Consider the following 25983-nt stretch of genomic DNA (forward strand, 5'->3'; position numbering starts at 1 on the left):
GAAAGCGGCAAACGGAAGGGCCCTGTCCCCTTGCCCCCTACCAGACGATGCGCAGCCCGATATTGCCGCCGATGGCGTCGTACTTCCCTTGTGCCAGTCCCTTGGCCCAATCGACCCCGGCGTGAAGTCCGATGCCGGGCCGGAGCATGGTGGTGAAGCCGGTTCCCAGTTTCAGCGTCGTGCTCTCGCTCTGCAGTTCCACGACATTGGTGTTGAACAGGATGTCGTTTCTCCCTGCGAAGTTGTGCCAGAGGTCGACGTGGAGGAAGGGCTGGAAAAATGCCGTTTCCGTGGTCGCCACATGTTCGATCCGCGCGGTGAGGCGGCCGGTATAGGTGGTGACGTCGTCGAAATTGATGGTCGCGTAGAGGTCCGCAGTGGGATCCAGCGATACGTTCTGGACGATGAACTGGCCCTGCGTTTCCAGCGTCCAGTCGTCCGCCAGCCTGATCGGATAGCCCGCCTCTGCGGAGAACAGGTAGGAGTGGCCGTTGAACCGCGCATTCACATCGCGATAGGAACCGCCACGGCCGGACAGCCAGGAATACATGCCGACAAGGTCCACGTACCACTGGTTGCTGCCGATATAAGTGGCATAGCCGCCGGCATTCTCCGATTTCAGGTTCATGCTGCCGGCCACCGCGTCCTGCACGCCCAGCACATTGCCGCGCGTGGTGCCCGACGCTTCGCTGTGGGCATAGAACGCGCCGAAGCGCACTTGCCGGCCATCGTCGTAGTTGCGCGAATAGATGTCGAAGCCTGCCTGGATGCCCCAGACATGGCCGTCGAACGTCGGCGCCAGCTGGTAATCAGCCCGCACGACGGTCTGGTCGGCGGTCTGCTTGCGACTGTCTCCATAGAGGCGTCCCCAGACCGACGGAGCAATGCCGTCGCCCGATTTGATCAGCTGGTCGCCCTGTCGCTCATGGAAGGTTCCCAGCACGCCCAGGCCCAGTTCCTGCGCGATAGCCGGGACCAGCGAATAGGAGGGGATCTCCGGCCGGATGGTTGGAATCGGTGTGGGTACGGGCGTTGGAACGGGCGTTGGCGTTGGTGTGGGAGGTGGCGTTGGAGTGGGCGTGGGAACCGGAGTCGGGGTGGGGGTTGGCGGCGGCGTGGGCGTTGGTGTGGGTGTCGGCGTAGGAACGGGTACGGGCGTGGGGGTAGGCGTTGGCGTTGGCGTTGGCGTCGGGACTGGCACGGGCGTTGGCGTCGGAACCGGCACCGGAGTTGGTGTCGGGACTGGCACGGGCGTTGGCGTCGGAACCGGCACCGGAGTTGGTGTCGGGACTGGCACGGGCGTTGGTGTCGGGACTGGCACGGGCGTTGGTGTCGGAACCGGCACGGGCGTTGGCGTCGGAACCGGCACCGGAGTTGGTGTCGGGACTGGCACGGGCGTTGGTGTCGGCACCGGCACGGGCGTTGGTGTCGGCACCGGCACGGGCGTTGGTGTCGGCACCGGCACGGGCGTTGGTGTCGGAACCGGCACGGGCGTTGGTGTTGGGACTGGCACGGGCGTTGGTGTCGGCACCGGTACAGGCGTTGGCGTCGGGGCGGTAATGATCTCGGAGCGGAGGAACCAGCTGTCCTCGGTGCCGGCCGTCACGCCGCCACGGTAAAGCTCGTATTCGTAGACGCCCGCCGCCACCGGTCCTGCCAGTGAGAAGGCGCCGGTTGCGGTCTGGGCGCCATTGGCGGCGTCGACCACCCGGATGCCATCCGCCGTCGTCAGATCGCCCATTCCGTTGACATTGGTGATGCTGATGGCCGTCGTGCCATAGCCTTGCGCGCCCGCGCCGCTGATCACCAGCCGGTCGGAGGGCGAATTGTCGTCCCCCAGCTGCGTCTGCAGCGCCAGCCGGCCTCCGCCGCCATAGTAATTGCCGTAAACCGCAAAACGGTCGGTCACGCTGTCACCGGCGTTCGTCAGGTCGATCAGGCCGTAGTTGGCAACCGTCACCAGGCTCTGCGACTGGCTGGCCATCACGCTGTGCGTGCCGCCGCCCGCGTAGACGGTGCTGGTGCCATCGATGGTGAGCCGCCCGGTACCGGTGCCGGAATCGCCCAGCCGCAATGTCGCGTAGTTGGAAAAGGTCAGCGAGGATCCGCTGATCAGGTCGATCTCTTCCCAGTTGTAGAAGCGGGAAACGCTGTCGCCTGCCGTCTGGTAGAAAATCAGTCGATCGTCACCCAGGCCACCGTCGATCGAACATGTTGTTGGCCATGTTGGATGGCGTGAGCTGGAAGAACAGGGCCGTGTCATCGTCATTGCCCATGTCGATCGCATTCATCGTCCCGCCCGACCAGTAAAGCAGGTCGTTGCCATCCTGCGTCTGCAGCGGATTGGTCAGCGTGCCGCCGGACATCACGGCGAAATCCTGCCCGGCCCCCAGCATCACGTTGCCGTTGATCTCTCCCCCCAGCATCATGAACACGTCGTTGCCGTTGCCGGTGTTGACGCCGGTGCTGATGCCCCGTTGCGGGCCCAGCAGAGTGTTGACGCTCCCCACGCGGTTGATCACCACATCGTTGCCGTCCCCCGTGTCCACGGCGCCGCTGATGTTCCCGGCATTGTCGATGAAATCCGCCGACGCGCCGGTGCTGCGTATGCTGTTGGAAATCAGTCCGGTATTCTGGACGAACACGTTGCCGTTGCTGTTGAAATTCACGTTGCCGTTGATCGTGGCGACATTGAACAGCGTGTTCTGCCCATCGCCATCGATCTCTACCGCATTGAGCACGGACCGGTTGACGACGAAGTTCGCGCTGGTGCCGTTCAGCAGCAGTTGGCCGTTGATGACGCCGGAATTGTCCAGCGAATTGTCGCTGCCGACGATATTGACCGACTGGATGCTGCGGCCGCTACCGATCGAGATGTCGTTGATGCCGGTGCCGTTGATCTGCACCGACCCGTTCATGTTACCGTTCTGATAGAATACGATGCGGCCCGCACCGGCGCCGATCAGGTTGCCGTTGATGACGCCGTCGTTGTTCAGCGTCTTGGTGAAACCGGCAGTGCCGTCCAGCGTGACGGCATCGGGAAAGTTCTGGATCGATCCGGCATTGTGGATCAGCACATCGCCGCTGCCCAGCGCCTGTAGCGGGCCGTTCAGCGTGGCGCCGGCCTCGATCTCCTCGATCGCGTCGACGTTGCTGGACGAATACCCGCCGTTGACGAAGCCTGAGCATGTCACGACGCCCGACGCATCCAGCACGCATTGCTGCGCCCGGGCCTCGTGCGCCGCGCAGGGCAGAAGCACCGTCGTGGCGGCAGCGCCGAGCAGGGCGCGCCGAAAGCTCTGACGTGAATTGCAAATGGGTTCCGGCGCGGATGGCCGCGCACGTAGAGTTCGGCCTTGACCCGTCGAATGTGAAATCGATTCGGCCACGTTGCCTCCTGCGATTAACATCGGAAATGCCGCATGGGATCGCCCTGAGTCGATCACCGCTCTCTATGTGAATAAAACGATATGATATTCAATGAAATATCGACGAGATGTTCAAATTTTCTGGAACGATCTATTGTGTATTGTATGTCGATTTAGGTAACGTGTCTGCGTGCGTAGCGGTGTCTGCCTGCGGTTCGGAATGGTTTACTAGGTCTTCATCAAGATCGCTGGCCGCTCGGCGCGGTGCCATCGTTGCCAACGATGGCCGTCGCCGCCATACATTTCGAATGCCGACATGAAGGGAGCGTCATGAAGAGGGCCCATTTTCTTCTGCCCCTGGCCGCCGCATTGGCCGCCTGCCAGACCCCGTCCGCGCCGCAAGGTTCAGGCCCGCAAAGTTCAACTCCTGGGGGCTCCGGCGAAACGGAGGCGACGAAAGGGATGGTCACGCTGACCGGACATGCCACCTACCGCGAACGGATCGCGCTGCCGCCCGACGCCCGTCTGTCGGTCGCGATCGCCGACGTCAGCCGGATGGACACCGCCGCGCCGGTGATCGCCTCGACCGAGTTCGCCACCGAGGGGTGGCAAGTGCCGTTGGCCTTCACGCTGGACTACGACGCGTCGAAGATCGATCCGCGTGGACGCTATGCCGTATCGGCCCGGATCACTGATGGCGCGGGCCAGCTTGTCTGGATAACTGACACGCACACATCCCTGCCGGCGCCAGGGCAGGCGGTGGAATTGATGCTGGTGCGCGTTCAGCGATGAGCCTTGCAGCGCGTTTGGAAATTCGCTGAAGGCGCATTTGCGGAGTCTCTCAGCAGAGCGAGCGCATGGCCATGATGACGATATTGCCGCGGTCCAGCCGCTGCTGCGTCGTCGGCCAGCCCGTCGCCAGCACTGCGACGGGAAGCGAGAGCAGCACCGCGCAGCAGCCGATCAGGATGAGCTTGGGATGTCCGCCCAAGCCCTGCCGCAATCCGCGCCGCAACCGTCTCCACCATGCGACGACAGCCGCCACGGTGAATGCCACAAGGCCGCAGCACAACATCGTCAGGCCCTTGCGGTAGCGACCGCGCGGGTGCGGCCGTCGTCGGGATAGCTGTCGTGCCGCTTCACCCAGTCGCCCAGATTGCCGCCTTCCGGTTCGTTGCGGCCCTTGGGCGCCATGTCCAGCCAGCCGTAGGCGGGCAGGGTGGTTTCGTTGCCGCGCGCGTAACTGGAATAGGTGTGATAGATCGCCCCGTCCTCGTCGCGCAGGAATGCGCTGGCACCGGGCAGTTCGCCGATTTCGGGATCGGGCTGCTGCTGGAAATTGTAGAATACGCCGTTCCGCCGTTCTTCTTCGGTGAAAGAGACGTGGAAGTCGTGATTGAACGTGTTCCCGCCGGACGAAACCCAATCGAAATCCCAGCCCATGCGCCGGCGATAGGCTTCCAGCTTTTCGATCGGCGCGCGAGATACGGCGACCCAGCTGAGATCGTTATGCTCGAAATGGCGGCGCGCACCGTCCACCTGGTCCGAGAGGAAGGAACAGCCGGTGCAGCCCTCGTTCCAGTCTGGCCCGAACATGAAGTGATAGATGATCAGCTGGCTGCGGCCGTCGAACAGTTCGGCCAGGGTGACCGGACCATGCCGTCCTTCGAAGACGTAGTCCTTCTCGATCCGCACCCAAGGCAGTGCGCGGCGCTTTTCCGTCAGTCGATCACGCTCGCGCGTCCAGGCCTTTTCTTCGGCCAGCAACGCGCGCGAGGCTTCGATCCATTCGGCTTGCGATACGATTTCATGCTTCATCGTCCGTCTCCACGACTTGCGCAAAATGGCGCACCAGTTTGTCGAGCGAGCCGCTCCAGCCCTCTGCGTGGCTGTCGCGCGACACCTCGTTCTTCAATCGGGCATGGGTGAAAGTCAGTTCGGTGCCGGTTTCTATCGGCCGCAGATCGATCTCGATCCGCGAAACCGCGCCGTCTTCCTCGGGTTCGCCGCCGGTGGTCCAGCGAAAGCTCATCACCAGGCGAACAGGGCGTTCCACTTCCAGGTACTCGCCGTCGCTTTCGTGCTCGGTGCCGTCCAGCATGCGGAAGCGCACCCGGCATCGCCCGCCGACCCGCACGTCGGTTCGCGCCAGCAGCACGGGGCCATCGTCCGGCCCCCACCACGCCGCGATGCCTTCGGGCCGGGTCATGGCATCGAACACGATCGAGGGTCGCGCCGCGATGCGGCGGACGAGGGTCAGCGAAGTCATCGACCTTTTCCCTTCGTTTCGATTTCACGCGCCTTGGCCTCTTCGGCTTCGGCATAGGCGGCCAGACGGTCGAGGCTGGCCGACCAGAAGCGTTCGTACCGGCGCAACCAGTTCATCGCTTCCTCCATCGGTTCGGGCGCCAGCCGGACCGATACCGTGCGCCCTTGCTTCGTCCGTGTGATCAGGCCGGCATCGCTCAGGACGTCGAGGTGCTTCATCACCGCCGGCAGCTTGATCGCGAACGGTTCGGCCAGCTGGCTGACGGACAGGCCGTCATGCCCTTCCAGCCGCGTCAGGATCGCCCGGCGGGTGGGATCGACCAGCGCCGCGAAGGTGCGGTCGAGACTCGAGTCCTGAAACTTCACCATGTGGTGAACAATCTGCCTCGCCGGCACAGGTGTCAAGTGCGCGAAGTCGGCCGCGCGGCCAAATCCGAACGCGGGCAATCGTGATGCGGCAGAAGACCGGTCGCCCTGCTCGGCTTACCCGGATCGAGCCTTCAGGCTGGTGCGCTGAGAGCCTTCTTTCACGGCGATGACGTACTCTCTGGCAACCTCTCCGGCAACGTGAGACTGCTTCAATTCTGGCAACTTCCAGCGCAGCCCGTTCCTGTCCGAGATGCGGATCCTCAAGGTACGGGCTGGACCGGCGGAGTGCTCGATCTCGAACGCGAATTGGTCGAGCCGAGAATTGACCCGGATCGGCGTATCCGCCGCGAACCGGGCGTCGTCCAGCAACTGGATATCAAGCGCGCGCTCTCCAAGCCGCGCATGAAAGCGCCGGCGCACACCGTCGCGGGGATGGATCAGAAGGTGGCCACCGCGCTCTTCCAGCACGCCGGAAAGAGCGATACGGCCGAACAGGTCGTCATCGACCAGCGTGGTGGCCGCCGCACGCAGGGCACCGCAGAAGCCAAGGTCGATCTCGCAGGAATAGTACCACGATCCATGCCGATTGGGCTGGTCGAGCCATGTCTCGGCCAATGCCGCAGGTTCGAAGCCGCCGCCCGCGCCGCCGTCGTTGGCCTTTCCGGGATACCAGTAACCATAGCCGCTTTCCGGCGTGCCGCTATTCAGTAACGCCCAGCTGCTCAACGCCGAAGCGTGACCGAGCCGCAGCAGCGGACGGTCGCCGGAGGTATCGTTCAGTGCATAATCGAGAATGGCCCAACCGCCCATCTGCGCCATGTAGCTTAGCGTATAGGCATCGCCTGCCTGCGCCCGGTAATCGCTACCCAGGGTGTAGTACGCGGGTTGCAGCCATCCCCGGCAGAACAGGTTGGCATCCATTTGACGCTTGGCGAAAGCGCGCGCCCGTTCGCGTGGGAAGCGGTCCGGCCGATCCAGTGCATAGCGGGAGATCGCCTGCGTCGATTCGAAGCCGGTGGAATCGAATGCATATTCCGAGGCGAAGAGATCTTCGACCTCGTTCACGAAGTGGGCGACCTTGTGCTCCCAGTGCCCGGCCAGTTCGTCTGCCTGCGCCATACGGCCTTCGCGGCGCAGGGCCTCGATCACGTCGGGAATGACCAGTTCGTTGTAGAATCCGGTGGAATCCGCTTCCCAGCCGACGATCTCCTTGGGGATCACGAACATGGCCCGCGCAGTGCCGAAGGCGCGTTCGAGATAGTCGGCCGCGGTCAGGCGTGTGTGGAAGCCGTGCCGGTCGCGCGCGATGCGATAGAGCGCGAAATACATCAGCGTGATGTGCGGGTAGTCGTAAGGCCGCCAGAAGTGCTTTTGGCCCTTGTCACCCGGATCGGCACTGTCGCGGTTCCGCTTCCAGTCTGGAATGCCGTAGAGCGCGTAAGGCCATGGCTCTTCGGTCGTGCGCTGAAGCCCGCCCCAGACGAAGTGTTCGACATAATCGTCCAACGCGTCGATTTCCGCCTGTACCGGATATTCCGCGTTCTTGGCGGCAAGGAAGGCGGGCTTGGAGAGGCCCGGGTCATCGCAGGTCACTTCGTAGATGCGCCAGCCCTTGATCCGGTCGTAATTGTCCGGGCCGAGAAGGGTTTCGCTCTCCATGTTCCACTCGGCCAGCAGGCCGTCGTACCACTTCGCCGGATCGCGATGACGGTGCGCGGCGATGAAGGCCCCGCGCTTGGCGATCATCGTCTCGACCGGTTCGGTCACGAAGAATTCCAGCGTGGTCCGTCCCCCGTCCGCCTGATGCAGCGTGACGTGGTTTTCGCCGAGGCGGGCGAAGCGCAGGCGAAAGAGCGTCCGCCCGGCGCGTTCGCCGAGCGGTGTCAATTGGGTTTCCGCGGGGTGTTCGGGCTCCAGCCGGACGACCGATACGCTCGAACCCAGCGAAAGCGTCACGTCCAGATCGGTAGGTACGGTCATGCCCGGCACGACTTCGACGTCGATCAGCCCGTGCTCCGCGATGGTCCGGCGCATTGCGGCGTAACCGTCCACGAGCAGAAAACGAACGCCTCTTTCGGCGGTTTTCCCTGGTGCCAGGGTAAGGCTGGTGGCAGGCAGGCGCCAGCGCGATCCGGCCGCCCTGACGGCGGTGACTTCGGCGGCGGCGTGGAAAAAGACCCGGTAGAGGTCCGGCGAATCCTTGGGCGCGTCCCAGTATTCAAGCGCGGCCCCTTTCTCCGGGAGCATGGCCAGCCACGGTGTCAGGCTGTCCCGGCGCTGCCAGAAAATGTGCGAACTGCGTCCGGAAATGAAGCTGTGCTTGAGAACGGCGTTGGGATCGTCTTTCGCCGCGTGGATCATGTTGATCGGCAGCGGCAGGGCAAGATCGCCGAATTCGATCGGCAAGGTCGTCTCGTTGGAAAGCGTCAGGGTGAGGTGTAGCCCGTCGGCTTCAAGCGCGAAACCGCAAGTGACGAAGATGCCCGAAGCCAGGAGATAGCGCGCCTCCAGCCCATTCGCGGTCTGCCTGACATGCTCGGGCGCCTGCGTACGCGTTTCGAAGCGCTGCCACGGGCCATCGGCGATGCGATAGGTTCCGGAAGCATTGCCCACAGCGGCGCCCGCATGGATGAAATCTCCCGGTACGACCTTCGCGTCGGCAGAAAGGCTCGTCACGCGGCCGCCATCGAAGCCCAGCCTGAAGGGCTTTCCCGGGCCTGCGAGTATGGAGCTGACCTTCCTCGCCGCAAGCGGAGGCGACGATGCAGCCAGCAGCGGCGTCTGTAGCACGGGTAGGAATACGCCCGCCAGTCCCGCGCGGATCAACCCCCGTCGATCAAGCGGGCCATGCGGCTTGGTGCGGAGCTGGCGGCGTGGGATGGAGCGGCTTTCAGGCGATCGGTTGAGTACATCATCGTCAGCACTGTCCAAGGCTCATCTCCGTCGAATGGAGATAGGTATATCGTATAATATCCCTCAGGCAATGACGATGATGCCCTTGGCGGGCTTGCTGGCGAAGAAGCCTTTCATAGTCGATGCGACCAGATCGCAATCCGATGCGACCGCGAAGCGCTTCGCGATCACATGTCCCGTTCCCATCACCACGGCTGGGCGTCCCAGCGTGTTTCGCGCGATTGTGTCTTTGTTATTGCAAACGATGCGCAATAGCGTATTGGCCCGCCGTGTTTTCACGGGGGTTCAATTGCAGACGAAATCAGCATCGCGTCGTCGCTTCGGCAGGGCACTTGCCGGCGTTTCCATTCAGGCGGGAATCATTGCGGCATTGCCGATGCCGGCTTTCGCGCAGAGCGCGACCAATGCCGCCACGCCGGTTGCCGAAGACATCGTGGTGACCGCCGACCGTCGCGATTCCTTCAGCGCGGACTATGTGCAGGCGGGCACCTTCCGCGACGCGCGCCTGCGCGATACGCCGCTGACCATCGCGGTGATGACGAAGGACCTGCTGGAGGCGCAGCAGGCGCGTTCCGTGATCGATGCCGTGCGCAATACGCCGGGGGTGACGCAGGCCCAGATCAACAGTGCGATCTACAGCAACCTCGCAATCCGGGGCATCACGCTCAACAACTTCACCAATGTCCGCTGGAACGGCGTGCTGCCGATCGTCAACCTGATCGAGCAGCCGATCGAGAGCAAGGACCGCATAGAGGTGCTGAAGGGCGCGGCCGGCCTCTACTACGGCTTTGCCACCCCTTCCGGCATCATCAATCTGGTGACCGAACGCCCCACCGAAAGCCCGATCAGCCGCGTCGATTTCCAGGGCGATACGAACGGATCGATGGGCGCCAGCTTCGATGTCGGGCGCAGTTTCGGCAATGCCGGGCTGCGCGTGAACGCGGGGGCATCCACCGTCGAAACCGGCATCGACCGGACTTATGGTGCGCGGCGTTTCATTTCGGGGGCGTTCGACTGGCGGCCGCTGGATGGGCTGGAAGTGCTGCTGGACGCCGAATACAACTACAAGAACGTGACCGAACCCACCGAATTCAGCCTGCCTGCGGCGGTGAACGGGGTGATCGCGCTGCCGCCGTTGCAGCCTTCGTCGAAGAACCTTGGCGCGGCGTGGATGCAGGGCCGGGGGCGCTCGACCAACCTGCTGGCACGCGTGAACTACGACTTCGCGACCAACTGGCGCCTCGCGGTCGCGGTCGGGCAATCGTACCTGACGCGCAGCCGGGACTATTCCTCGTTCAGCGGCTATGACCTTGTCACCGGAGACGGCAAGCTCACCGTCGCCATGACGGCCGGCAACGATTACAAGAACAACATCTATCGCGGCGATCTTTCGGGCTCGTTCACGACCGGCCCGGTCCAGCACAACCTGATGCTGGGCGTGTCGTACTACACGCGCGACAGCAACGTGCCGACCGCCGTGCGCTACACCTTCGCGCAGAACCTCTACAACCCGGTGCTGATCCCCGAACAGCCGGTGCCGCCGCGCATCATTCCGAACCCGTCGCGGGTGGAAGATCTTGGCGTCTACATCTTCGATCGCGCCTCGCTGGGCGACTGGCTGCAGGCGACGGTCGGCTATCGCAAGACGGATTACAAGGACGTCAGCCTCACATCCTCCTACAAGATCAAGCCGGGTACCTGGTCCTACGGCCTGATGGTGAAGCCGGTGGTATGGGCGAACATCTACGCCAACTATATCGAAGGGTTGGAGCCGGGGCCGATCGCCCAGCAGATCGCCAACAACGCCGGCGAAATCCTGCCGGCGGCGGTCAGCAAGCAGACGGAGGCGGGGGTCAAGATCGAGCCGCTGCGCGGCGTGCTGATCACGGCGGCCTATTTCCACATCAAGCGGCCCTCGGCCTATCTGAACAGCGCGAACTACTACGTTCAGGACGCAGAGGCGGTCTATCAGGGCGGCGAGTTCAGCGTGGTCGGCGAAGTCCTGCCCCGCCTGTCGCTTTCGGCCAGCGCGATGACGCTGGATGCCAAGCAGCAGTCCGGCAATGCCGCCGTGGTGGGCAAGCTGATCGAGAACGTATCCAAGTTCTCCGGATCGATCTTTGCCGAATACCGGGTTGCGGCGATCGAGGGGCTGCGCGTTTCCGCCGGCATGTTCCATGTCGGCCGGCGCGCGGTCAATGCGCTGAACCAGGCATTCGTGCCCGGCTACGAGACGTTCGACCTTGGCGCCAGCTACGCCTTCGATCTGGCGGGCGCCCGCACGACCGTGCGCGTCTATGGCGAGAACGTCACCGGCAAGCGGTACTGGGCGTCGACCGGATCGAGCCTGCTGGCGCAGGGTCTGCCGGCAACCGTGAAGCTCAGCCTGTCGACCAGCTTCTAGTTTTCTAATCAGGTGGAACCACCTGATGACTCGGAAAACGCGATAAACCAAAATCCTAGAGCAGTTGATCCGATGTAATCGGATCAACTGCTCTAGGCGCTTCCGAACGCCGATTCCTACGATCCTGACATGGCCGGTGAAACCGCACCGGCCATGTCGGCGTCATTCGAACGCATATCGGACGACGTAGCCCAGATGATCGGATAGCGCGCTGGCCTTGCCGGCCAGGCCGAACGGCACTTCGATCCCGGCATAGCGCAGCATCTGGCCCTGGCCTGCACGGAAATACTGCTTGTCCTTGGCCCGCGCCAGGACGGCGGAAAGGTCGTTGGACGGAAAGGGGATGGTGGCGGCCACTTCCGTCGCTTCGGTCGCTCCGGAGGCGGTTTCCATCACCAGGCGTGCCGCCGCCACGCGATCGGCATCGTGGCCGACGTTGAAATCGCCGGCAAAGATCAGGCTGGTCTGCGGATCGACCTGCCGGCCGATGAATGTCCGAAGCGCGGAAAGCTGCAGCCGGTAGGCCGCATTCGCCCTTTCCACGGGTACGCCGGATGCCTTGCGCGCGTTGAGATGCGTGTCGGCGATCGCCACGGGTTGCGGCTGCCCGGGAATCCGGACCCAGGCGATCAGCGCCCCTTTCGCGGCCAGGCAGTCGAAACCGGCGCATGCATCGCGGGCAAAGGCCATCTTCCGGGTGGCGACGATCGGATAGTCGGACATGATGACCAGCCCGCTGTCCACCCATTTGCCCTCGGTCTCGCCCTTCATCCACGATGCCTTGCCAGTGAACCGCAAGCCAGCGGCATCGACGGGCGCGGCCGGTGCGTCGGCCGCCTGGGGGCCGATGGCGATGTAGCGATAGCCGGCCTGCTTCGCGATGGCCTTGGCCTCCGGAATGAAGGCTTCCTGCAGGGCCACGATGTCCGGCCGATGGCCCGTGCGGCCCAGCGCTTCCAGATTTTTCCCGATTTTGGCGAGCGCGGCGGCGCGGTTGAAGGCTGCCGGGAACGGCAATCCCTTCACGTTGTAGGTCATCAGGGAGAGGCTGGATCGCGGGCCGGGCGGCGGCATGAAGCGTGCCGTCGGCTCCGCCGCAGGCAGCGGGCGGGCGACGTTCGCCGCCGCCAGAGTGGCCAGTATTGCAGTCACGACAAGGGGAATTCGGGTCACGCGCGAAACTCCGGCAGCGATGCCCGCTAGACGGCGCATCGCTGCCCGACCCGCACCGGATTTTTCGTGATGCGGGTCGCGCCCCTTTCCGGAGTCCTATCGATATCCCGGCATTACGGCGGGATCCGGAGCGGAGTTGTACCGATGGGACTCCAGGATGACTGGCTTAAGACCACTGGCCTGATGTGTGTATTGTTCCTGCTTGCTCCGGTGCCGGCGGACGCGCGATCGCAGAAGATGCAGGGCGCTGCGGGGTTCGCCTATCTGCCGGATGCCGTGGACTGGTCGCTTTCGGACCTGTCCCGCCCCGATCAGGCCAAGGTCGTCCGGTTCGACGGCGATTCCGGCGATGCGGGATGGACGATGGACTTTCGCGCGGTCCGCTCGCTGGAGCCGATGGAACTGGCCGGCGATCCCGACGGGTCGCGGTTTCGCGGCAAGAGCATGGGTATCGGCGCGTGGCACAAACTGGGGGCCGACGATCTCGTCCGCCTGACGGCAACCGGCGGCCGGGTCAGTCGGCGTGCCGCCCATTCGCTGATTTTGCCGACCAAGACCCGCACGGGTTACGCAGCGGCCGACCTTGCCTGGGAACATGGCCGGGACTGGATCCTGTCGGCCGGATACTACCATCAGGGCGGATGGGGCGGCCGTTCGCTTGCAACCGATGTGGTCCATCTCGACAATGGCGAACCGGCAGCGGCGAAGGGCGCCCACGCGGTCTGGCGGTTCGCGCTGGCGGAGGATGGATCGGGGCCGGATGGCCGATCGTCGTGGCTAGGCATCGACGCGCATACCGGCAGCCGCGCCGCCGGGGTCGGCCAGGCCATGCGCCATTGCAGCGACGTCAGCCTGGTGCTGACGGACAATTTCTGAGGGTGCCATGACAATCGCTGGCCGAACGCCCGAACATTTGCTTTGCTCGATCGATGGGGGAACCTTTGCGCATGAGGGACGGGCTATGACCTCGCAAGGGCGGGAAGTGCCGGCCGACGGCGGGTTGCGGCAGCTTTCGCTGGAAATGAGGGCGGAACTGCGCCGCTTCCTGATGGCACGCGGCGTGGGTGAGGCGGATGCGGAGGACGTGTTGCAGGACATGTTCATCCGCCTGCAAAGCGCGGAAACCGGGCCGATCCGATCGCCGCGCGCCTATCTCTACCAGATGGCGAACAACATGGCGCACACGCTGCGGCGCGCCGAAAGCCGGCGTCAGGCCCGCGATGCAAGCTGGATCGGGCCAGAGGACGGTGATGAACGGATCGACGATGCTCCGGATCCGGAGGTGGTGACACTGGCCCGCGACCAGTTGGCGCGGGTGGAGGAACAACTGGATCGCCTGCCCGAACGCACCGCGCACGTGTTCCGGCAGTTCCGGATCGAGGGCGCATCGCAAAAGGCGATTGCACTGGATCTGGGGATCAGCCTGAGCGCGGTGGAGAAGCATCTGCAACGCGCCTATCGCGCGATCCTGGACATTCGCGGCAGGCTTGGAGGCCAGATGACGGGCAACCCGAAGCCGCACGAGCATGGTGGTGACACGAAAGGAGGGTTCGATGACCTATCCCGATAAGGAGGACATCCAGGCCCAGGCCATCGCGTGGCATCTGCGGCTGGACGATGAAGACGAAGCGGCCTGGGACGAATTCGCCCTATGGCTGGCTGCCGATCCCCGGCACAATGCGGCCTACGAGGCGGTGCACGATGCCGATCTGGCGTTGAATCCGGCGATCGCGGTTGCGCGGCAGGACAGCCTTGCGCGGGCCTTGCTGGGCGATGCCTCCGCAGCGGGGCAGGGCGGCGGGGCGGAGCGTCGCAGCGGTACTTACGTGATCGAGCCACCGGCGCGTCGGCGCTGGATGTGGCCGGCGATGGCCGCATCGCTGGCGCTGGCGGCGGTGGGAACCTGGGTGGTGGTGGCCGGCATGGGGCAACAGTACTCCATCGTTACCGCGCCGGGAGAGACGCGGTCGGTGGCACTGGCGGACGGCAGCAGGATCATGCTGAACGGCGGCACCGAACTGGTCCTGCGGAAGTCGGACCCGCGCGTGGCCGAACTGCGATCGGGCGAGGCGCAGTTTTCCGTGCACCATGACGCAGGGCGCCCGTTCACGCTGACGGTGGGCAACCAGCGCGTCGTCGATGTGGGCACGGTGTTCAACGTGCGATCCGGCGCGCTGGGCCTGCAGGTGGAAGTGGCCGAAGGCGCCGTGCGGTATGAGGATGGCGCCATCCGTCTGCGGCTGAACGCGGGCGACACCTTGCGCGCCAGCGGCGACCGACTGGTGGAGGACCGGCGATCGCCGGCCGATATCGGTGCCTGGACGCGGGGCAAGCTGGTCTATCGCGATGCCCCGCTGGTCGAAGTGGTGGGAGACATTACCAGAGCACGGGGGATTGCCATCGAACTGGGTTCGGACCTATCGCAGACGAAATTCACGGGGGTGATACAGCTGGACGGCGACAATGCCGCCCTGCGCAAACGTGTCGAGGCCCTGATTGGTGCGAAGGTAACCGAAACCGGGGATGGCTGGTCGATCACGCCCTAATTGGTTCGTTCCCGCGCTTGTCGCGGTCATGGTCAATTGCCTGAACATCGCTCCCGCCCATGCACGGGAGACCCGATCTTTCTCGGTCCCGGGCGGCAGCCTTTCGGACGCGCTGCTGGCGTGGGCGCAGCAGGCCGGCATCTCGATCGCGATCACCGATCCGGGCGTTGGCGCCGTCCGCACGCCGGGCGTGTCCGGTCGGCTGGAGCCGACCGAAGCCTTGCGCCGGCTGCTGAAGGGCAGCGGCTACGACTTCGTCCTCGTCGATGCGCGGACGGTCCGGCTGGTCCGCCGCCCGGTGGAGGCGCGGCCGCGCCGGGCGCCGGCCAGGCCGCCCCGTCCCGCACCGGTGGAAGAGAGCGTCGGCCCCGATATCGTGGTGACCGCAACCAAGCAGCACCTCGGGCTGGGCGACTATCCCGCCAGCCTGTCGGTCGTGAAGCCTGAGCGGGAGGAGCTTGCGCGCGCCGGCGCGCGGGGCACCGGCTATATCCTGGGCAAGCTGCCCGAACTGTCATCCACCAACCTGGGCCGTGGACGGAACAAGATCTTCATCCGCGGGATTGCGGACAGCAGTTTCAACGGCACCAGCCAGGCCACCATCAGCCAGTATCTGGGCGACATGCGCCTGATCTACAGCGCGCCGGATCCCGATCTGGCCCCCTACGACATCGCGCAAGTGGAAGTGCTGGAGGGGCCGCAGGGCACCTTGTACGGCGCGGGCACGCTGGGGGGCATCATCCGCCTGGTTCCCACCCCGCCCGATCTCGACAAGATCGGCGTGGAAGCATCGCTGGGCGGCAGGCTGACGCAGGACGGCGCGCCGGGCGGCGACGGCGCGGTGATGGGCAACGTGCCGCTGATCGCCGATCGGCTGGGCCTGCGCGCGGTCGTCTATCGATCGGTGGAGGGCGGTTACATCGACGATACCGCCCGTGGGCTGAAGGACGTGAACCGCAATCTGGTCACCGGCTTTCGCGCCACGCTGCGCTGGGCGCCCGATGCCGCGTGGAAGGTGGATGCCACCGTGGTCCAACAGGATCTGGTGTCGCGCGATGGGCAATATACCCTGAAGGGCGATCCCGATCTGACGCGCTCCGCAACGATCGCGCAGCCGTTCGACAACGACTATCGCCTTGTCGGCCTTACCGTCTCGCGCAGCTGGGCCTCCGGCATGGAGCTGGTTTCGGCCACCGGCTACGCCCACCAGAATATCGACACGGTGTTCGATGCGACCGAGCCCGACGACACCGCCCCGCGTGAATACGAGGAAGAGGTTTCGGTCAGGCTGATCTCGCACGAGACGCGGCTGACCGGCCGCTGGGGTGCCGGGGGCACGTGGCTGGCGGGCATCGGCTTCGTCCACAACGTCGACCATGCAGAACGCGAACTGGGGGACCCGGACGATCCGGCGCGGCTGACCGACATATCGACCTCCACCACGGATGCCGCCGTTTTCGGCGAACTTGGCGTGCCGCTGCTCGACCGGCTGATGCTGACGCTGGGCGGCCGGTTCAGCTACGTGCGCCAGACCAGCAAGTTCCTGGACGAGGAAGACCTCGACTATGAGCCGGAGCGAAGCCAGCACCGCTTCCTGCCTTCGGCGGCCCTGGCCTGGAAACCTATGACGGGCGCGCTGCTCTATGCCCGCTACCAGCAGGGCTATCGACCGGGCGGACTGCAGGTGACCGGATCGGCCAGCGCGCCCAGCGCCGATCGCTTCGTGTCCGACCGGATCGAGACGTTCGAGCTGGGCCTGCGGTTCGGAATGGAAAAGGGCGCGCGCCTCAGCGGCAGCATCGCCGCCTCCACCGCCCGCTGGCGTGACATCCAGGCCGATCTCATCGACATGGATGGGCTTCCCTATGTGGCCAACATCGGTTCGGGTCGCGTGCGCAACATCGCGGTTTCCCTCGCCTGGCATCCCGTGGACGCGCTCTCGCTGGAAGCGGCGGGATTCCTGGCGTCCAGCAGCCTCTCCGATCCGGCACCGGGCTACGACAACATCGACGACCGGGACCTGCCCAACATTGCCGACGAAGGCTGGCGGGTTGCCGCGAAGTACACGCGCGACCTCGGCTGGGCAGATCTGACGGCGGACAGCGCGCTGCGCTACGTGGGCCATTCGAAGCTGGCGATCCTGGCACCCTTCGCCCTGGGGCAGGGGCGATACTATGACTTGACGGCGGGCTTCCGGCTGGGCTTCGGCACTTTCGGGTTCTCGATGGATGTCGACAATGCACTGAACGATCGGGGCAATACTTTCGCGTTCGGCAACCCGTTCACGGTTGCCGATGGCCTTCAGCAGACGCCGATGCGGCCCCGCTCGCTACGGATCGGGTTCGACGCGGCCTTCTGACGGCCCAGGTGCGGCAATGTGCCGCCAATGTACCGTCAATGTGCGGTTATGTGCCGGCCATGGTGTCTAATCGCCATGACGGATGCTCTCAGGATCGTGATTCCCATACACAGTTTCGAACCCGGCGGGGTCGAACGAGTGGCCCTTGGGCTCGCCCGGAAATGGCATGAGATCGGGCACGATGTGCTCATCGTCCTGGGGCGCGATGAAGGGTTGGACCGCGAAAATGCGCCGGATACGCTGAATTACCGCCGCTTTCGCAGCTTCGTCCCCACGGCGCGGTTCGAAACGATCTGGATGATGTGGAGCATGTTCCGCATCCTCTTGCGCGAAAGGGCGGACGTGATCTTCTGCCCGGGCAATACCTACACGGTCGTATGCGTGCTGATGAAGCTGGTGTTCGGCCGTCGATGCCCGCCGGTCGTCGTCAAGGTAAGCAACGATCTTGTCCGCGCGGACAAGTCTCCGTTGCGCCGGATGTGGTATGGGAAGTGGCTGAAAGTGAACGGTTTTGCCCTGGACCGCTTCGTCGCGCTGGCCGAGCCGATGGCCGGCGAGATCGCGGAACGGATGGAAGTGGCCGCGCACCGGGTTGCCACCGTGCATGACCCGGCGCTCGATACGGATCGGCTGGACCGGCTGCTGGCGCTGGACCGTGAAGCGCCGCTGGATCGCCCGATGCGCTACCTTGCGGTTGGCAGGCTTGCGACCCAGAAGAACTTCGCCATGCTGCTGCGCGCCTTCGCCGCCGGTTCGCGCCCGGCAGACCGCCTGACCATCGTGGGCGGCGGCTGCGGCCGCGCGGCGCTGGAGGCGGAGGTGGAGCGGCTTTCCCTCCAGGGCCGGGTGGTCTTCACCGGGCATGTCGCTTCGCCGGATGGCCATTATCGGGATGCCGACTGCCTCCTGCTTGCGTCACGTTTCGAAGGTGTGCCCGCCGTCGTGATCGAGGCGATCGCAGCCGGATTGCCGATCGTCGCCACCAACTGCGCGGTTTCCATGCCCATGCTGCTGGGTCATGGCGCACGTGGCATGCTGGTGCCGGTGAACGACGTCGATGCGCTGGCTGCGGCGATTTCCCGCCCTGAACGGCTGCCGGTGCTGGATGCGGCGTCCCGTGGTTTCGCCGCGCGATTTACGTTGGAGAACGCGGCGCAATCCTATCTGCGCATCATGCAGGCGACCATTGCCGACGCCCGGCAGGTGCAAAGCCGCGATTCTCTTGAGGTTGCGCGGCCCTGACGGGGCGTGTCGCGGCAATGGCGGCACAGTGTCGACACGAAGGCGCCAATAAAAATGGCGGCCCCAGGTGTGGGTATTGTCGGGGCATGGAGTCCATGCATCATGCGCATCGGATTTCTCTTCAACCACGACCAGATTCACCAGGTCGCCCACAGCCTGCCGATCGCCTTGGCAATGGCGGAGCGGGGGTATCCCGGTGACCTGATCGTCGCGACGACGACACCGGCGCTGGCGCAGGAAGTGCGCAGGCTGGGCGGGGCGCATATCGGCACGACGATCCAGCACGTCGAACTGGCTCCATCGGCGCTGTCGCGCAGCATGGATGCCGTTCTGGGAAAAGTGGTTCCAGCTGCCAAGCTTCTCATATATCGTGATAATCTCGGTTTTTTTCGCAGTCTTGACGTGCTGGTCGTTGCCGAGAAGACCTCGCTCATCCTGCGCAAGCGCTATGGGCTGACCAATCTGGCCTTCATTCACACCCGCCACGGTGCCGGGGATCGCGCCATCGGCTTCGACAAGGCCAGCGCCGGTTTCGATCACGTGCTTTGTTCGGGCGGCAAGATCAGGGACAGGCTGGTGGCGGAGGCGGGGCTGGATCCCGCCCGCATCAGCGTGGTGGGTTATCCCAAGTTCGATGTCGTGCGGGACAGGGAACCCAAGCGGTTTCTGCCGGCGGCCGAAAAGGTCGTCCTCTACAATCCACATTGCTCGCCGCACTTGTCGTCGTGGTACCGGCACGGGCATGACGTCTTCGAACATTTCCTGGGCGACCAGAAGGTCGGCCTGCTGTTCGCGCCGCACGTCATGCTGTTCCAGCGCGACCTTGTCTTCACTATCGACCGGCTGCGGATCGACAAGCCGGGCGCCATTCCGCCGCGCTTCCTGCGCGGCGAAAACATCAAGATCGACCTCGGCAGTCGCGCCTCCACGGACATGAGCTATACGCTGGCGGCCGATATCTATCTGGGCGACGCCAGCAGCCAGATCTATGAATTCCTGCTGCGGCCACGACCCTGCATATTCCTCAACAGCCACGGACATGCGTGGCGCAACGATCCGAACTTCCTCCACTGGAACGCGGGAGAAGTGATTGGCAGTCCCGACGAACTGCCGGCGGCCATCGAACGTGCGGGCGCGTTGCATGCGCGGCATTATCGGCAGGTGCAGGAAGATCTGTTTGCACGCAGCTTCGATCTGACTACGACGCCATCTTCGGTTCGCGCGGCGGAGGCCATCGCCGCCTTCGTGGAGCGTCGATCCGGCATGGTAACAACGCGGACGCTTGCCGCGGCATGAGGCAGAATACAGTGTTTGCTGCCCGTTATCAGAACCGCAAGACAAAGCCGGACCAGCCGGAACCCGCACAGCAACGCGCGCAAGGCTCGCGCCGGAACGTGGGCCGCATCTTCACCTCGCTCGGCATGGTCATGGGCGGGAAAGCCGGGGCAGGGCTGATCAGCCTGGCCTATCTGCTGCTGGCGACGCGGTTCCTGGGGCCGACCGAATACGGCGTGCTCGTGCTGGTCCATGCCTATGTCACGACCGTGTGCGGGATCATCGAATTCCCGTCCTGGCAGGCCATCGTCCGCTACGGCGCGGAAGCGCAGCGGCAGGATGAGCGGCATCGGCTGGGCCGCCTGCTGCGCTTCGGTGCCAAAGTGGAACTGATCGGCGGCCTGCTGGCGATCGTGGCGGCGGTGCTGCTGGTTCCGCTGGTGGGCCCGCATCTGGACTGGCCGCCCAAGGCCATGGCCTTTGCGCCTTTCTACGCCCTGGCCGTGCTGGGTTCGGTGCGATCCACTCCGGCCGGATATCTGCAATTGTGCGGCCGTTTCGACCTACTGGGCCTGCATAATCTGGTGCAGCCGCTGGTTCGCCTTGGCGGTGCGCTGATCGTCATCGCCTGCGGTTGGGGCATCCGATCCTTCTTGCTGGCGTGGCTGATCGCCGCTCTGGCCGAGTTCGCGGTGCTCTGGGCGATGGGCATCTGGCTGGCGGCGCGCAACTTGGGTTCCGCACTCTGGAGCCCGGATCCGGGGGATGTGGCCCGCGAAAACCCTGGCATCTGGCGCTTCCTTGTCGCCAGCAACGCCGACATCACGCTTAGCGAACTGGCTGGCCGGGCGGCGCCGCTGGTGGTGGGCTGGGTACTGGGCCCGGCGATGGCCGGGCTCTATTCGGTGGCCCAGCGGGCGACCGTGATCATCGCGCAACCCGCGCAGATCCTGGGCAATACGGCCTATGCGGAGCTGGCGCATATCGTTGCCGAAGGGCGCGGCGGCCAGGCGCTTCGCAAGATCCTGCGCAAGATCGTGGTCATCAGCCTGGTTGCGGCAACGCCCGTGGTACTGGTGGTGGCGCTGTTCCCGCACCAGATCCTGCACCTGCTGGCGGGCAAGGCCTATACCGAGGCGGCCACCGTCATGATCGTGCTGGTGCTGGCGCGTGCGATCGCGTTGATCGGCCCGCCGTGCAGCTCGGCGATTTCCGCGCTCGGGCATCCGGGACGCTCGATGATGGCGAACCTTGTGGCCAGCTTCATGTGCCTGTCCGCCATGCCCTGGCTGCTGGTCCGTTTCGGGCTGATGGGCGCGGGCATTCAGGCCTTGGGGCAGGCGGTCTTTGCCAGCGGCCTGCTCGTCTTCCTGGTTTGGCGCAGCAGTCTCGCGCGATGAAACCGATGCGCATCGCTTATGTGATCAACTCCGTGGAGGGTGGCGGCGCCGCGCTGCCGGTACCCTCGATCGCGCGGGTTCTGGAAGAGGCCGGCGCCGAAGTGCGCGTCTTCGCGCTGACCCGCCGCGACGGGCGGGCGCTGCCTGCCATGGAGGAGGCGGGGCTCGATCCCAGCGTTCGCGATGGTGGGCTGCGCGATCACGCGGCGGCGCTGCGATGGCTGGTCCGCGAAGTGCGGGCCTGGAAGGCGACGCATATCTGGACGTCGTTGAGCCGGGCAACCCTGCTGGGGCTGGCCGCAGGGCCGATGCTGGGGCTGCCGGTGATCTCGTGGCAACATGCGGCCTTTCTCAAGCCCTGGAACCAGCGGTTGCTGCGTCTGATGCAGGGGCGCGCCACGCTGTGGGTGGCGGATTCCGGTACGGTCGCGCAGTTCGCCTCGGCAAGGTTGGGGGTGCCGCAACGCCGACTGGCAACCTGGCCGATCTACGCGGTGGATCCCCGGATGCCGATCGCGCGTCCGTGGCAGCCGGGTGAGACCCTGCGCATGGGCAGCCTGGGTCGTCTGCACCCGGTGAAAGGGTACGACGTTCTGATCGATGCGCTTTCCCGGTTGCAGCGCAATGGCTTTACCGCTCCCGCCGTCCCTTGGCGCGTCGATATCGCCGGGGAGGGCGACGAGCGGGACAGGTTGGAAGCGCTGGCGCGGCAAGCCGGGGTGAGCCAGGTCGTCTTTCCCGGATATGTCGAGGATCCGCGACGGTTCCTGGGCACCCGCCATCTCTATCTGCAGCCCTCACGCTCCGAAGGGTTCTGCATCGCCGCGCATGAGGCATTGACCGCTGCGCTGCCCGTTATCGCCTCTCGCGTGGGTGAACTGCAGCATTCGATCCGGCCGTTCGAAAGCGGATGGCTCTGCTCGCCCGATAGTCCCGCTACGCTTGCCGAGTGCCTGCATCACGCGCTGAGCAACCCGCATCGCCTTGCCGAAATGGGTCGGGTGGCGCGGGGCGACATGCTGGAGAAATTCTCCCAGCAGCGGTTCGCACAGACCGGAACCGCTATTCTTGAGCGTATCGCCCGAGCATCCGCCTGAGTTCGAGCAGGAGGCCGGAGAACGATCGGTCGATCGTCTTCACATCGAACAAGGTCACATCACCACAGGCCGACAGCGTGTGCATCCCCTCACATCCGCGCGGTGCGCTTGGCGGAAGGGCCAGTGGGTCGCCCGCCTCCGCCGTGAACCCGGTGGTATCCAGCCGCGTGATCCACAAGGGACGGATCGCGCCGCCGTAGGTAGACGAACAGTCCTGCGTCGGCAGCATGATCCGGCCGTCGATCACCACCGGCGTTCCGCCGGGCCGCGCGGATTGGCGATCCAGGCGCACGGGATTGCCGGGAAGCGCAGTCCACGGGCCGGCAAGCCGCTCCGCCCAGGCCACGCGCAGCGATCCCAGCTTGGTCGCGCGGTTTTCGCCAGAGGAATAGAACAGCCACCAGCGGCCGTCATGATGCAGTATCGAAGCGTCGACCGGCACGCTGTCCAGTTCGATGCGGCATTCGGGCGTCCAGCGATCCAGCGTGGCATCGCCGCGATAGAGGGTAAGGCCGCCGGAACGATGTGCTTCGGGCAGCATCCAGACCTCTCCCTCGCCGCGAAAGACCTGCGGGTAGGACAAGTGCCAAGGCTCTTTCAGCACCAGTCGTCGATCGACGAGGCTGTGGCCGCGATCGAAGGTCAGCCGTTCGATGACGCCGTGGCGGGTGCGGTAATCGTATTGTTCGGCGAAGACGTGCAGATGCGTGCCATCGTCATGCCCGAACGGATCTGCCAGGAAGGTGAATTCCGGCTCACGCGGGAACCAGACCACGTCTTGCGCGCCGTAGTCGCCAGCAAGCACGCGTTCGATGGGGCGCCGCACGATTCCGCAGTGCCAGATGTCCTTCCGCCGGGGCATGCGCCGTCATAGCCCGGTGGTTGCCCTTGGCAACCGCCACATCGCGACAGCACGGGGTGAGAGGGCGCGCGGCATCCCGCTTGCCCCTCTTCACGGCCCAGACCAGTCGACTTGTCGCTTGCTCATCATCATCTGATCACTCAGGCTTCGCCGAGCCGGATTTCGCCGCGCGCAATCTGGCGCAAGGTTTTGGCGGAATAGAACTCCTGATTGTCACCCCAGAAGGGTTTGCCCGCGACCTCCCATTCGAGAAGGGACCAGATTACGGTGTGGTCGGTATAGCCCGTGAAGATCAGGCCGGGATCGATCCGGCCTGTTGCCTTGATGGAGCGACCGAGCTTGTCTGTCGCCTCGAACAGCACATGTGAGGGGCCGTGTTCGCCGTATTCAAGCACTGTGCGCCTCCCTGCCGCGATGGAGGATGCGACGTCGTCGAACATCAGGAAGCCGCCCACGGTGGCCGCCTCGCGGGCACTGCCGATGCAAAGCGCAAGAAAACTCGCCCCTTCGCCTATCCCCCAGAAGTACCCGCCGGTCGGCCAGATTTCGGTGTCGTACGGCCCAGAGGATCCGTCACGCATCGACCAGCAATCGACCGCCAGCGTCTCTTCCTTGCAGCGTATGGTTCCGCGCATGCGCCCCGGCTGTTCGTAGTGGAATGCCGCGGCCGCTTGCTGCGTCGGATCATCGCTTTCCATCAGGTGGGCAGGAGCTATGGCCTCCCACAGCAGATCCATGGTCGTGCCATCCTTGTCGTATGTGATCCGATAGCGCTGCATTGGCTCCAGGACCTTGATCGAAAGGGAGTTGCGCAAGGTCACATCGTATTTGGCGGCATCGTCGGGGATCGCCTGAAGGTGGCTCCAATCGTAATGGAGACAATTCCATTGATAGCGTCCTGAAGGCGTCCAGAAGATCGGTCCGCCGATCTGAAGGCCCATATTGTGGCGGAAGCAGTATTGAATGATCCCGTGCAGGCGCTTCTCGGGAATCGACAGCGAAAACCAGACGTTCTCGTTCCAGTAAGGATTGTCTGTGCGATCACCAGCGAAGCAGTCCGCGCGCGGTAATTCAGCCATGGTCTTCTCCGACGGTTCGAATTGGGGGAGCCCACCCGACCGGCGGGCACAAGACGCGCCAGCCTCCACAGTGCCGACGGCGTCGTGAAACTTTGAGGGAAGGGGCTGGGCCTCTCAAATCACGGCTGCGATCGTGGATCGTCAGCCGGCCACTCTATGTCCAATCGCAGCCGGGTCAGGGTCAGCGTATCAATGCGCCAGGCACCGTGTTCCCGCTTGTAGGTCTCGTGATAGTGCCCTTGGCCGACGATGCTTTTCCACCCTTGCCTGGGATGTCGGTCGTGCCAGGTGATCAGGTCCTGCATGGCCCAGACCCCTTTGGCGCTATCCGCATCCAGGATTTCGATCTCGCTTGTCAGGCCCTGATGGCACGAAATGGATGCTTCCAGGCTGTGCCGCAAGCTTGCGGCGTAATGGGCGCCTTCGGAATAAATTGCGCCTTCGGGCGTTACGACCCGCATATCTTCCGTGAAGACGGAGGGAAGCTCATCCCACAGCTTGCAGTCCATGAAGCGAAAGTACTTGGCTTTGAGATTGCGGATTTCCGCGATTGCTTCAAGCTGCCCAAGCCTGTCCAATTCACCCTCCAAAGCCGGAATCCTGCAAGAAGCTTCCTCGCACAGGTGGGATCGCCGAAGGCTGACGGACCTATCAAGCAAGATCGGCATGGGCGCCGCTTCAGGTCAGACAAAGGCGGCCCGTCTTCCGCCAAGGTCAATCGCGGATCGCAGCGGTGCAGATCGGGGTGTGCGGGTGTCCTGGCGGTGGCTTGCAGTCGCCATCAGGGGTAGGGTGCCGTCTTGCGCATTCCACTGTTGCCGGAGTTCGGATCTTGCAGGTTCATGAGCAGTCGAAAGGCTATCACCGGGGCGCAAGCGATTATGTCGTCGGCCGCCCGGGCTATCCTCCCGAAGCCGTGGATTGGCTTCGCGACGTCATCGGTGTCCGGCCGGGCGCTCGCATTCTGGAAGTCGGCGCTGGCACCGGGAAATTCGTTCCCACGCTGCAGGCTGCGGGCGGCGATATCATCGCGGTCGAGCCGATTGCCGAGATGCGAGAGCAGTTGCAGAGCGCCTTTCCGGACGTCATGGCGCTTGCGGGCAGCGCGGACGCAATTCCGCTGGCCGACGCTTCGGTGGACGCTGTCGTCTGCGCCCAGGCCTTCCATTGGTTCGCCACCCCCGAGGCCGTGGCGGAGATGCGGCGCGTGCTGAAGCCGGCCGGCGTGCTGGGCCTTATCTGGAATGGCCGCGACGAAAACGTGCCCTGGGTCGCGACCCTGTCGGAGATTACCGATCGGCGTGAGGGCGACACCCCGCGCTATCGCACAGGCGCCTGGCGAAATGCCTTCCCGGCGCCGGGCTTCGAACTGGTGGACGAACGGCACGTCCGAAACGCGCATGTCGGGACGGCCGAACAGGTTGTGCTGAAGCGCACGATGTCCGTCAGCTTTATCGCGGGCTTGCCTTCCGAAGAACGCGCCGATGTCGAGCGCGAGGTGCGGGATTTGATCGCGCGGACCCCCGAACTCATGGGACACCGCGAGATCGCCTTTCCCTATGAGACCAGCATGTATGCCTATCGTGCGGTGTGACCGTCATTCCGCAGGCTGGGGCGTTTTCCAATCA

The 25983-nt window shown here is 64.6% G+C and carries 23 protein-coding genes; 11 read left to right on the forward strand and 12 right to left on the reverse strand.

Annotated elements, in window-relative coordinates; genetic code table 11:
• Positions 1-37: 37 nt before the first annotated feature.
• Together WBP06_RS18960 and WBP06_RS18965 are read right to left on the reverse strand one after the other, a co-directional pair.
• Positions 38-2263 carry an autotransporter outer membrane beta-barrel domain-containing protein gene (locus WBP06_RS18960; protein WP_395336131.1) on the reverse strand — a complete coding sequence of 742 codons (2226 nt, stop codon included), beginning with the start codon at positions 2261-2263 and terminating at the stop codon, positions 38-40.
• Positions 2187-3215: a hypothetical protein gene (locus WBP06_RS18965; protein WP_395336134.1), complete on the reverse strand. Its 1029-nt coding sequence runs from the start codon at positions 3213-3215 to the stop codon at positions 2187-2189. The genes WBP06_RS18960 and WBP06_RS18965 overlap by 77 nt, the downstream gene beginning before the upstream one ends.
• Positions 3216-3830: 615 nt before the next feature.
• On the opposite strand from WBP06_RS18965, the gene WBP06_RS18970 reads away from it, so the two are divergent.
• On the forward strand, positions 3831-4160 hold the full coding sequence (locus tag WBP06_RS18970) for a YbaY family lipoprotein (protein WP_395336136.1): 330 nt from the start codon (positions 3831-3833) through the stop codon (positions 4158-4160).
• A gap of 49 nt (positions 4161-4209) precedes the next feature.
• Here the strand turns inward: WBP06_RS18970 and WBP06_RS18975 are convergent, their stop codons facing one another.
• The 6 genes from WBP06_RS18975 to WBP06_RS19000 all read right to left on the reverse strand — a co-directional run bounded on the left by WBP06_RS18975 (position 4210) and on the right by WBP06_RS19000 (position 9197).
• Positions 4210-4413, reverse strand: coding sequence for a hypothetical protein (locus WBP06_RS18975; protein ID WP_395336138.1), 204 nt, complete (start codon positions 4411-4413; stop codon positions 4210-4212).
• A gap of 32 nt (positions 4414-4445) precedes the next feature.
• Positions 4446-5186, reverse strand: coding sequence for a DUF899 domain-containing protein (locus WBP06_RS18980; RefSeq protein ID WP_395336140.1), 741 nt, complete (start codon positions 5184-5186; stop codon positions 4446-4448).
• Entirely contained in the window at positions 5176-5637 is a 462-nt protein-coding gene (locus WBP06_RS18985; RefSeq protein WP_395336142.1) for an SRPBCC domain-containing protein, read from the reverse strand. The genes WBP06_RS18980 and WBP06_RS18985 overlap by 11 nt, the downstream gene beginning before the upstream one ends.
• Positions 5634-6005, reverse strand: coding sequence for an ArsR/SmtB family transcription factor (locus tag WBP06_RS18990; protein WP_395336144.1), 372 nt, complete (start codon positions 6003-6005; stop codon positions 5634-5636). The genes WBP06_RS18985 and WBP06_RS18990 overlap by 4 nt, the downstream gene beginning before the upstream one ends.
• A gap of 114 nt (positions 6006-6119) precedes the next feature.
• Entirely contained in the window at positions 6120-8936 is a 2817-nt protein-coding gene (locus WBP06_RS18995) for a DUF5695 domain-containing protein (protein ID WP_395336147.1), read from the reverse strand.
• 45 nt (positions 8937-8981) lie between these two features.
• Positions 8982-9197, reverse strand: a complete 216-nt coding sequence (locus WBP06_RS19000) for a hypothetical protein (protein WP_395336149.1) — start codon at positions 9195-9197, stop codon at positions 8982-8984.
• Between the two features lie 10 nt (positions 9198-9207).
• On the opposite strand from WBP06_RS19000, the gene WBP06_RS19005 reads away from it, so the two are divergent.
• The gene (locus WBP06_RS19005; protein WP_395336151.1) at positions 9208-11322 is read left to right on the forward strand and encodes a TonB-dependent siderophore receptor; all 2115 of its coding nucleotides are present in this window, start codon (positions 9208-9210) and stop codon (positions 11320-11322) included.
• A 162-nt stretch (positions 11323-11484) separates the two neighbouring features.
• On the opposite strand, the gene WBP06_RS19010 is transcribed toward WBP06_RS19005, so the two are convergent.
• Positions 11485-12495: an endonuclease/exonuclease/phosphatase family protein gene (locus WBP06_RS19010; protein ID WP_395336153.1), complete on the reverse strand. Its 1011-nt coding sequence runs from the start codon at positions 12493-12495 to the stop codon at positions 11485-11487.
• Between the two features lie 144 nt (positions 12496-12639).
• Here WBP06_RS19010 and WBP06_RS19015 point away from each other — a divergent pair, with 144 nt between their 5' ends.
• The 8 genes from WBP06_RS19015 (at position 12640) to WBP06_RS19050 (ending at position 22414) form a co-directional block, all read left to right on the forward strand.
• Complete coding sequence (locus WBP06_RS19015) at positions 12640-13371, forward strand: hypothetical protein (RefSeq protein WP_395336155.1); 732 nt, start codon at positions 12640-12642, stop codon at positions 13369-13371.
• A gap of 85 nt (positions 13372-13456) precedes the next feature.
• Positions 13457-14065 carry an RNA polymerase sigma factor gene (locus WBP06_RS19020; RefSeq protein ID WP_395336157.1) on the forward strand — a complete coding sequence of 203 codons (609 nt, stop codon included), beginning with the start codon at positions 13457-13459 and terminating at the stop codon, positions 14063-14065.
• Positions 14049-15041, forward strand: a complete 993-nt coding sequence (locus WBP06_RS19025; RefSeq protein WP_395336159.1) for a FecR family protein — start codon at positions 14049-14051, stop codon at positions 15039-15041. The genes WBP06_RS19020 and WBP06_RS19025 overlap by 17 nt, the downstream gene beginning before the upstream one ends.
• Positions 15019-17400 (forward strand): TonB-dependent receptor domain-containing protein, encoded by a 2382-nt coding sequence (locus WBP06_RS19030; RefSeq protein WP_395336161.1) that lies wholly within the window; start codon positions 15019-15021, stop codon positions 17398-17400. Before WBP06_RS19025 ends, WBP06_RS19030 begins: the two co-directional genes overlap by 23 nt.
• A gap of 75 nt (positions 17401-17475) precedes the next feature.
• Positions 17476-18642, forward strand: coding sequence for a glycosyltransferase (locus WBP06_RS19035; protein ID WP_395336163.1), 1167 nt, complete (start codon positions 17476-17478; stop codon positions 18640-18642).
• A 102-nt stretch (positions 18643-18744) separates the two neighbouring features.
• A complete protein-coding gene (locus tag WBP06_RS19040) occupies positions 18745-19938 on the forward strand; it encodes a hypothetical protein (RefSeq protein ID WP_395336165.1) in 1194 nt (397 codons plus the stop codon).
• Positions 19935-21317 carry a lipopolysaccharide biosynthesis protein gene (locus tag WBP06_RS19045; RefSeq protein ID WP_395336167.1) on the forward strand — a complete coding sequence of 461 codons (1383 nt, stop codon included), beginning with the start codon at positions 19935-19937 and terminating at the stop codon, positions 21315-21317. The genes WBP06_RS19040 and WBP06_RS19045 overlap by 4 nt, the downstream gene beginning before the upstream one ends.
• A complete protein-coding gene (locus WBP06_RS19050; protein ID WP_395336168.1) occupies positions 21314-22414 on the forward strand; it encodes a glycosyltransferase family 4 protein in 1101 nt (366 codons plus the stop codon). The genes WBP06_RS19045 and WBP06_RS19050 overlap by 4 nt, the downstream gene beginning before the upstream one ends.
• Here WBP06_RS19050 and WBP06_RS19055 read toward each other — a convergent pair.
• The 3 genes from WBP06_RS19055 to WBP06_RS19065 all read right to left on the reverse strand — a co-directional run bounded on the left by WBP06_RS19055 (position 22380) and on the right by WBP06_RS19065 (position 24933).
• Positions 22380-23276: a formyl transferase gene (locus WBP06_RS19055; protein ID WP_395336170.1), complete on the reverse strand. Its 897-nt coding sequence runs from the start codon at positions 23274-23276 to the stop codon at positions 22380-22382. The two genes, WBP06_RS19050 and WBP06_RS19055, sit on opposite strands and share 35 nt — an antisense overlap.
• A 140-nt stretch (positions 23277-23416) precedes the next feature.
• Positions 23417-24424 (reverse strand): hypothetical protein, encoded by a 1008-nt coding sequence (locus WBP06_RS19060; protein WP_395336172.1) that lies wholly within the window; start codon positions 24422-24424, stop codon positions 23417-23419.
• 50 nt (positions 24425-24474) lie between these two features.
• Complete coding sequence (locus WBP06_RS19065) at positions 24475-24933, reverse strand: nuclear transport factor 2 family protein (RefSeq protein WP_395336174.1); 459 nt, start codon at positions 24931-24933, stop codon at positions 24475-24477.
• Positions 24934-25187: 254 nt separating this feature from the next.
• Between WBP06_RS19065 and WBP06_RS19070 the strand changes: the two genes are divergently transcribed.
• Positions 25188-25949 carry a class I SAM-dependent methyltransferase gene (locus WBP06_RS19070; RefSeq protein ID WP_395336176.1) on the forward strand — a complete coding sequence of 254 codons (762 nt, stop codon included), beginning with the start codon at positions 25188-25190 and terminating at the stop codon, positions 25947-25949.
• The last annotated feature ends 34 nt before the right edge of the window (positions 25950-25983 follow it).

This window comes from Novosphingobium mississippiense, assembly GCF_044029535.1.
Lineage (GTDB): Bacteria > Pseudomonadota > Alphaproteobacteria > Sphingomonadales > Sphingomonadaceae > Novosphingobium.

Bases quoted from the DNA above. Each gene is read 5' to 3' on its own strand.
- WBP06_RS18960 (WP_395336131.1), bottom strand. From the start codon at position 2,263: ATGACACGGCCCTGTTCTTCCAGCTCACGCCATCCAACATGGCCAACA.
- WBP06_RS18970 (WP_395336136.1), top strand. From the start codon at position 3,831: ATGGTCACGCTGACCGGACATGCCACCTACCGCGAACGGATCGCGCTG.
- WBP06_RS18980 (WP_395336140.1), bottom strand. From the start codon at position 5,186: ATGAAGCATGAAATCGTATCGCAAGCCGAATGGATCGAAGCCTCGCGC.
- WBP06_RS18985 (WP_395336142.1), bottom strand. From the start codon at position 5,637: ATGACTTCGCTGACCCTCGTCCGCCGCATCGCGGCGCGACCCTCGATC.
- WBP06_RS18990 (WP_395336144.1), bottom strand. From the start codon at position 6,005: ATGGTGAAGTTTCAGGACTCGAGTCTCGACCGCACCTTCGCGGCGCTG.
- WBP06_RS19015 (WP_395336155.1), top strand. From the start codon at position 12,640: ATGGGACTCCAGGATGACTGGCTTAAGACCACTGGCCTGATGTGTGTA.
- WBP06_RS19020 (WP_395336157.1), top strand. From the start codon at position 13,457: ATGACCTCGCAAGGGCGGGAAGTGCCGGCCGACGGCGGGTTGCGGCAG.
- WBP06_RS19025 (WP_395336159.1), top strand. From the start codon at position 14,049: ATGACCTATCCCGATAAGGAGGACATCCAGGCCCAGGCCATCGCGTGG.
- WBP06_RS19030 (WP_395336161.1), top strand. From the start codon at position 15,019: ATGGCTGGTCGATCACGCCCTAATTGGTTCGTTCCCGCGCTTGTCGCG.
- WBP06_RS19035 (WP_395336163.1), top strand. From the start codon at position 17,476: ATGACGGATGCTCTCAGGATCGTGATTCCCATACACAGTTTCGAACCC.
- WBP06_RS19040 (WP_395336165.1), top strand. From the start codon at position 18,745: ATGCGCATCGGATTTCTCTTCAACCACGACCAGATTCACCAGGTCGCC.
- WBP06_RS19045 (WP_395336167.1), top strand. From the start codon at position 19,935: ATGAGGCAGAATACAGTGTTTGCTGCCCGTTATCAGAACCGCAAGACA.
- WBP06_RS19050 (WP_395336168.1), top strand. From the start codon at position 21,314: ATGAAACCGATGCGCATCGCTTATGTGATCAACTCCGTGGAGGGTGGC.
- WBP06_RS19055 (WP_395336170.1), bottom strand. From the start codon at position 23,276: ATGCCCCGGCGGAAGGACATCTGGCACTGCGGAATCGTGCGGCGCCCC.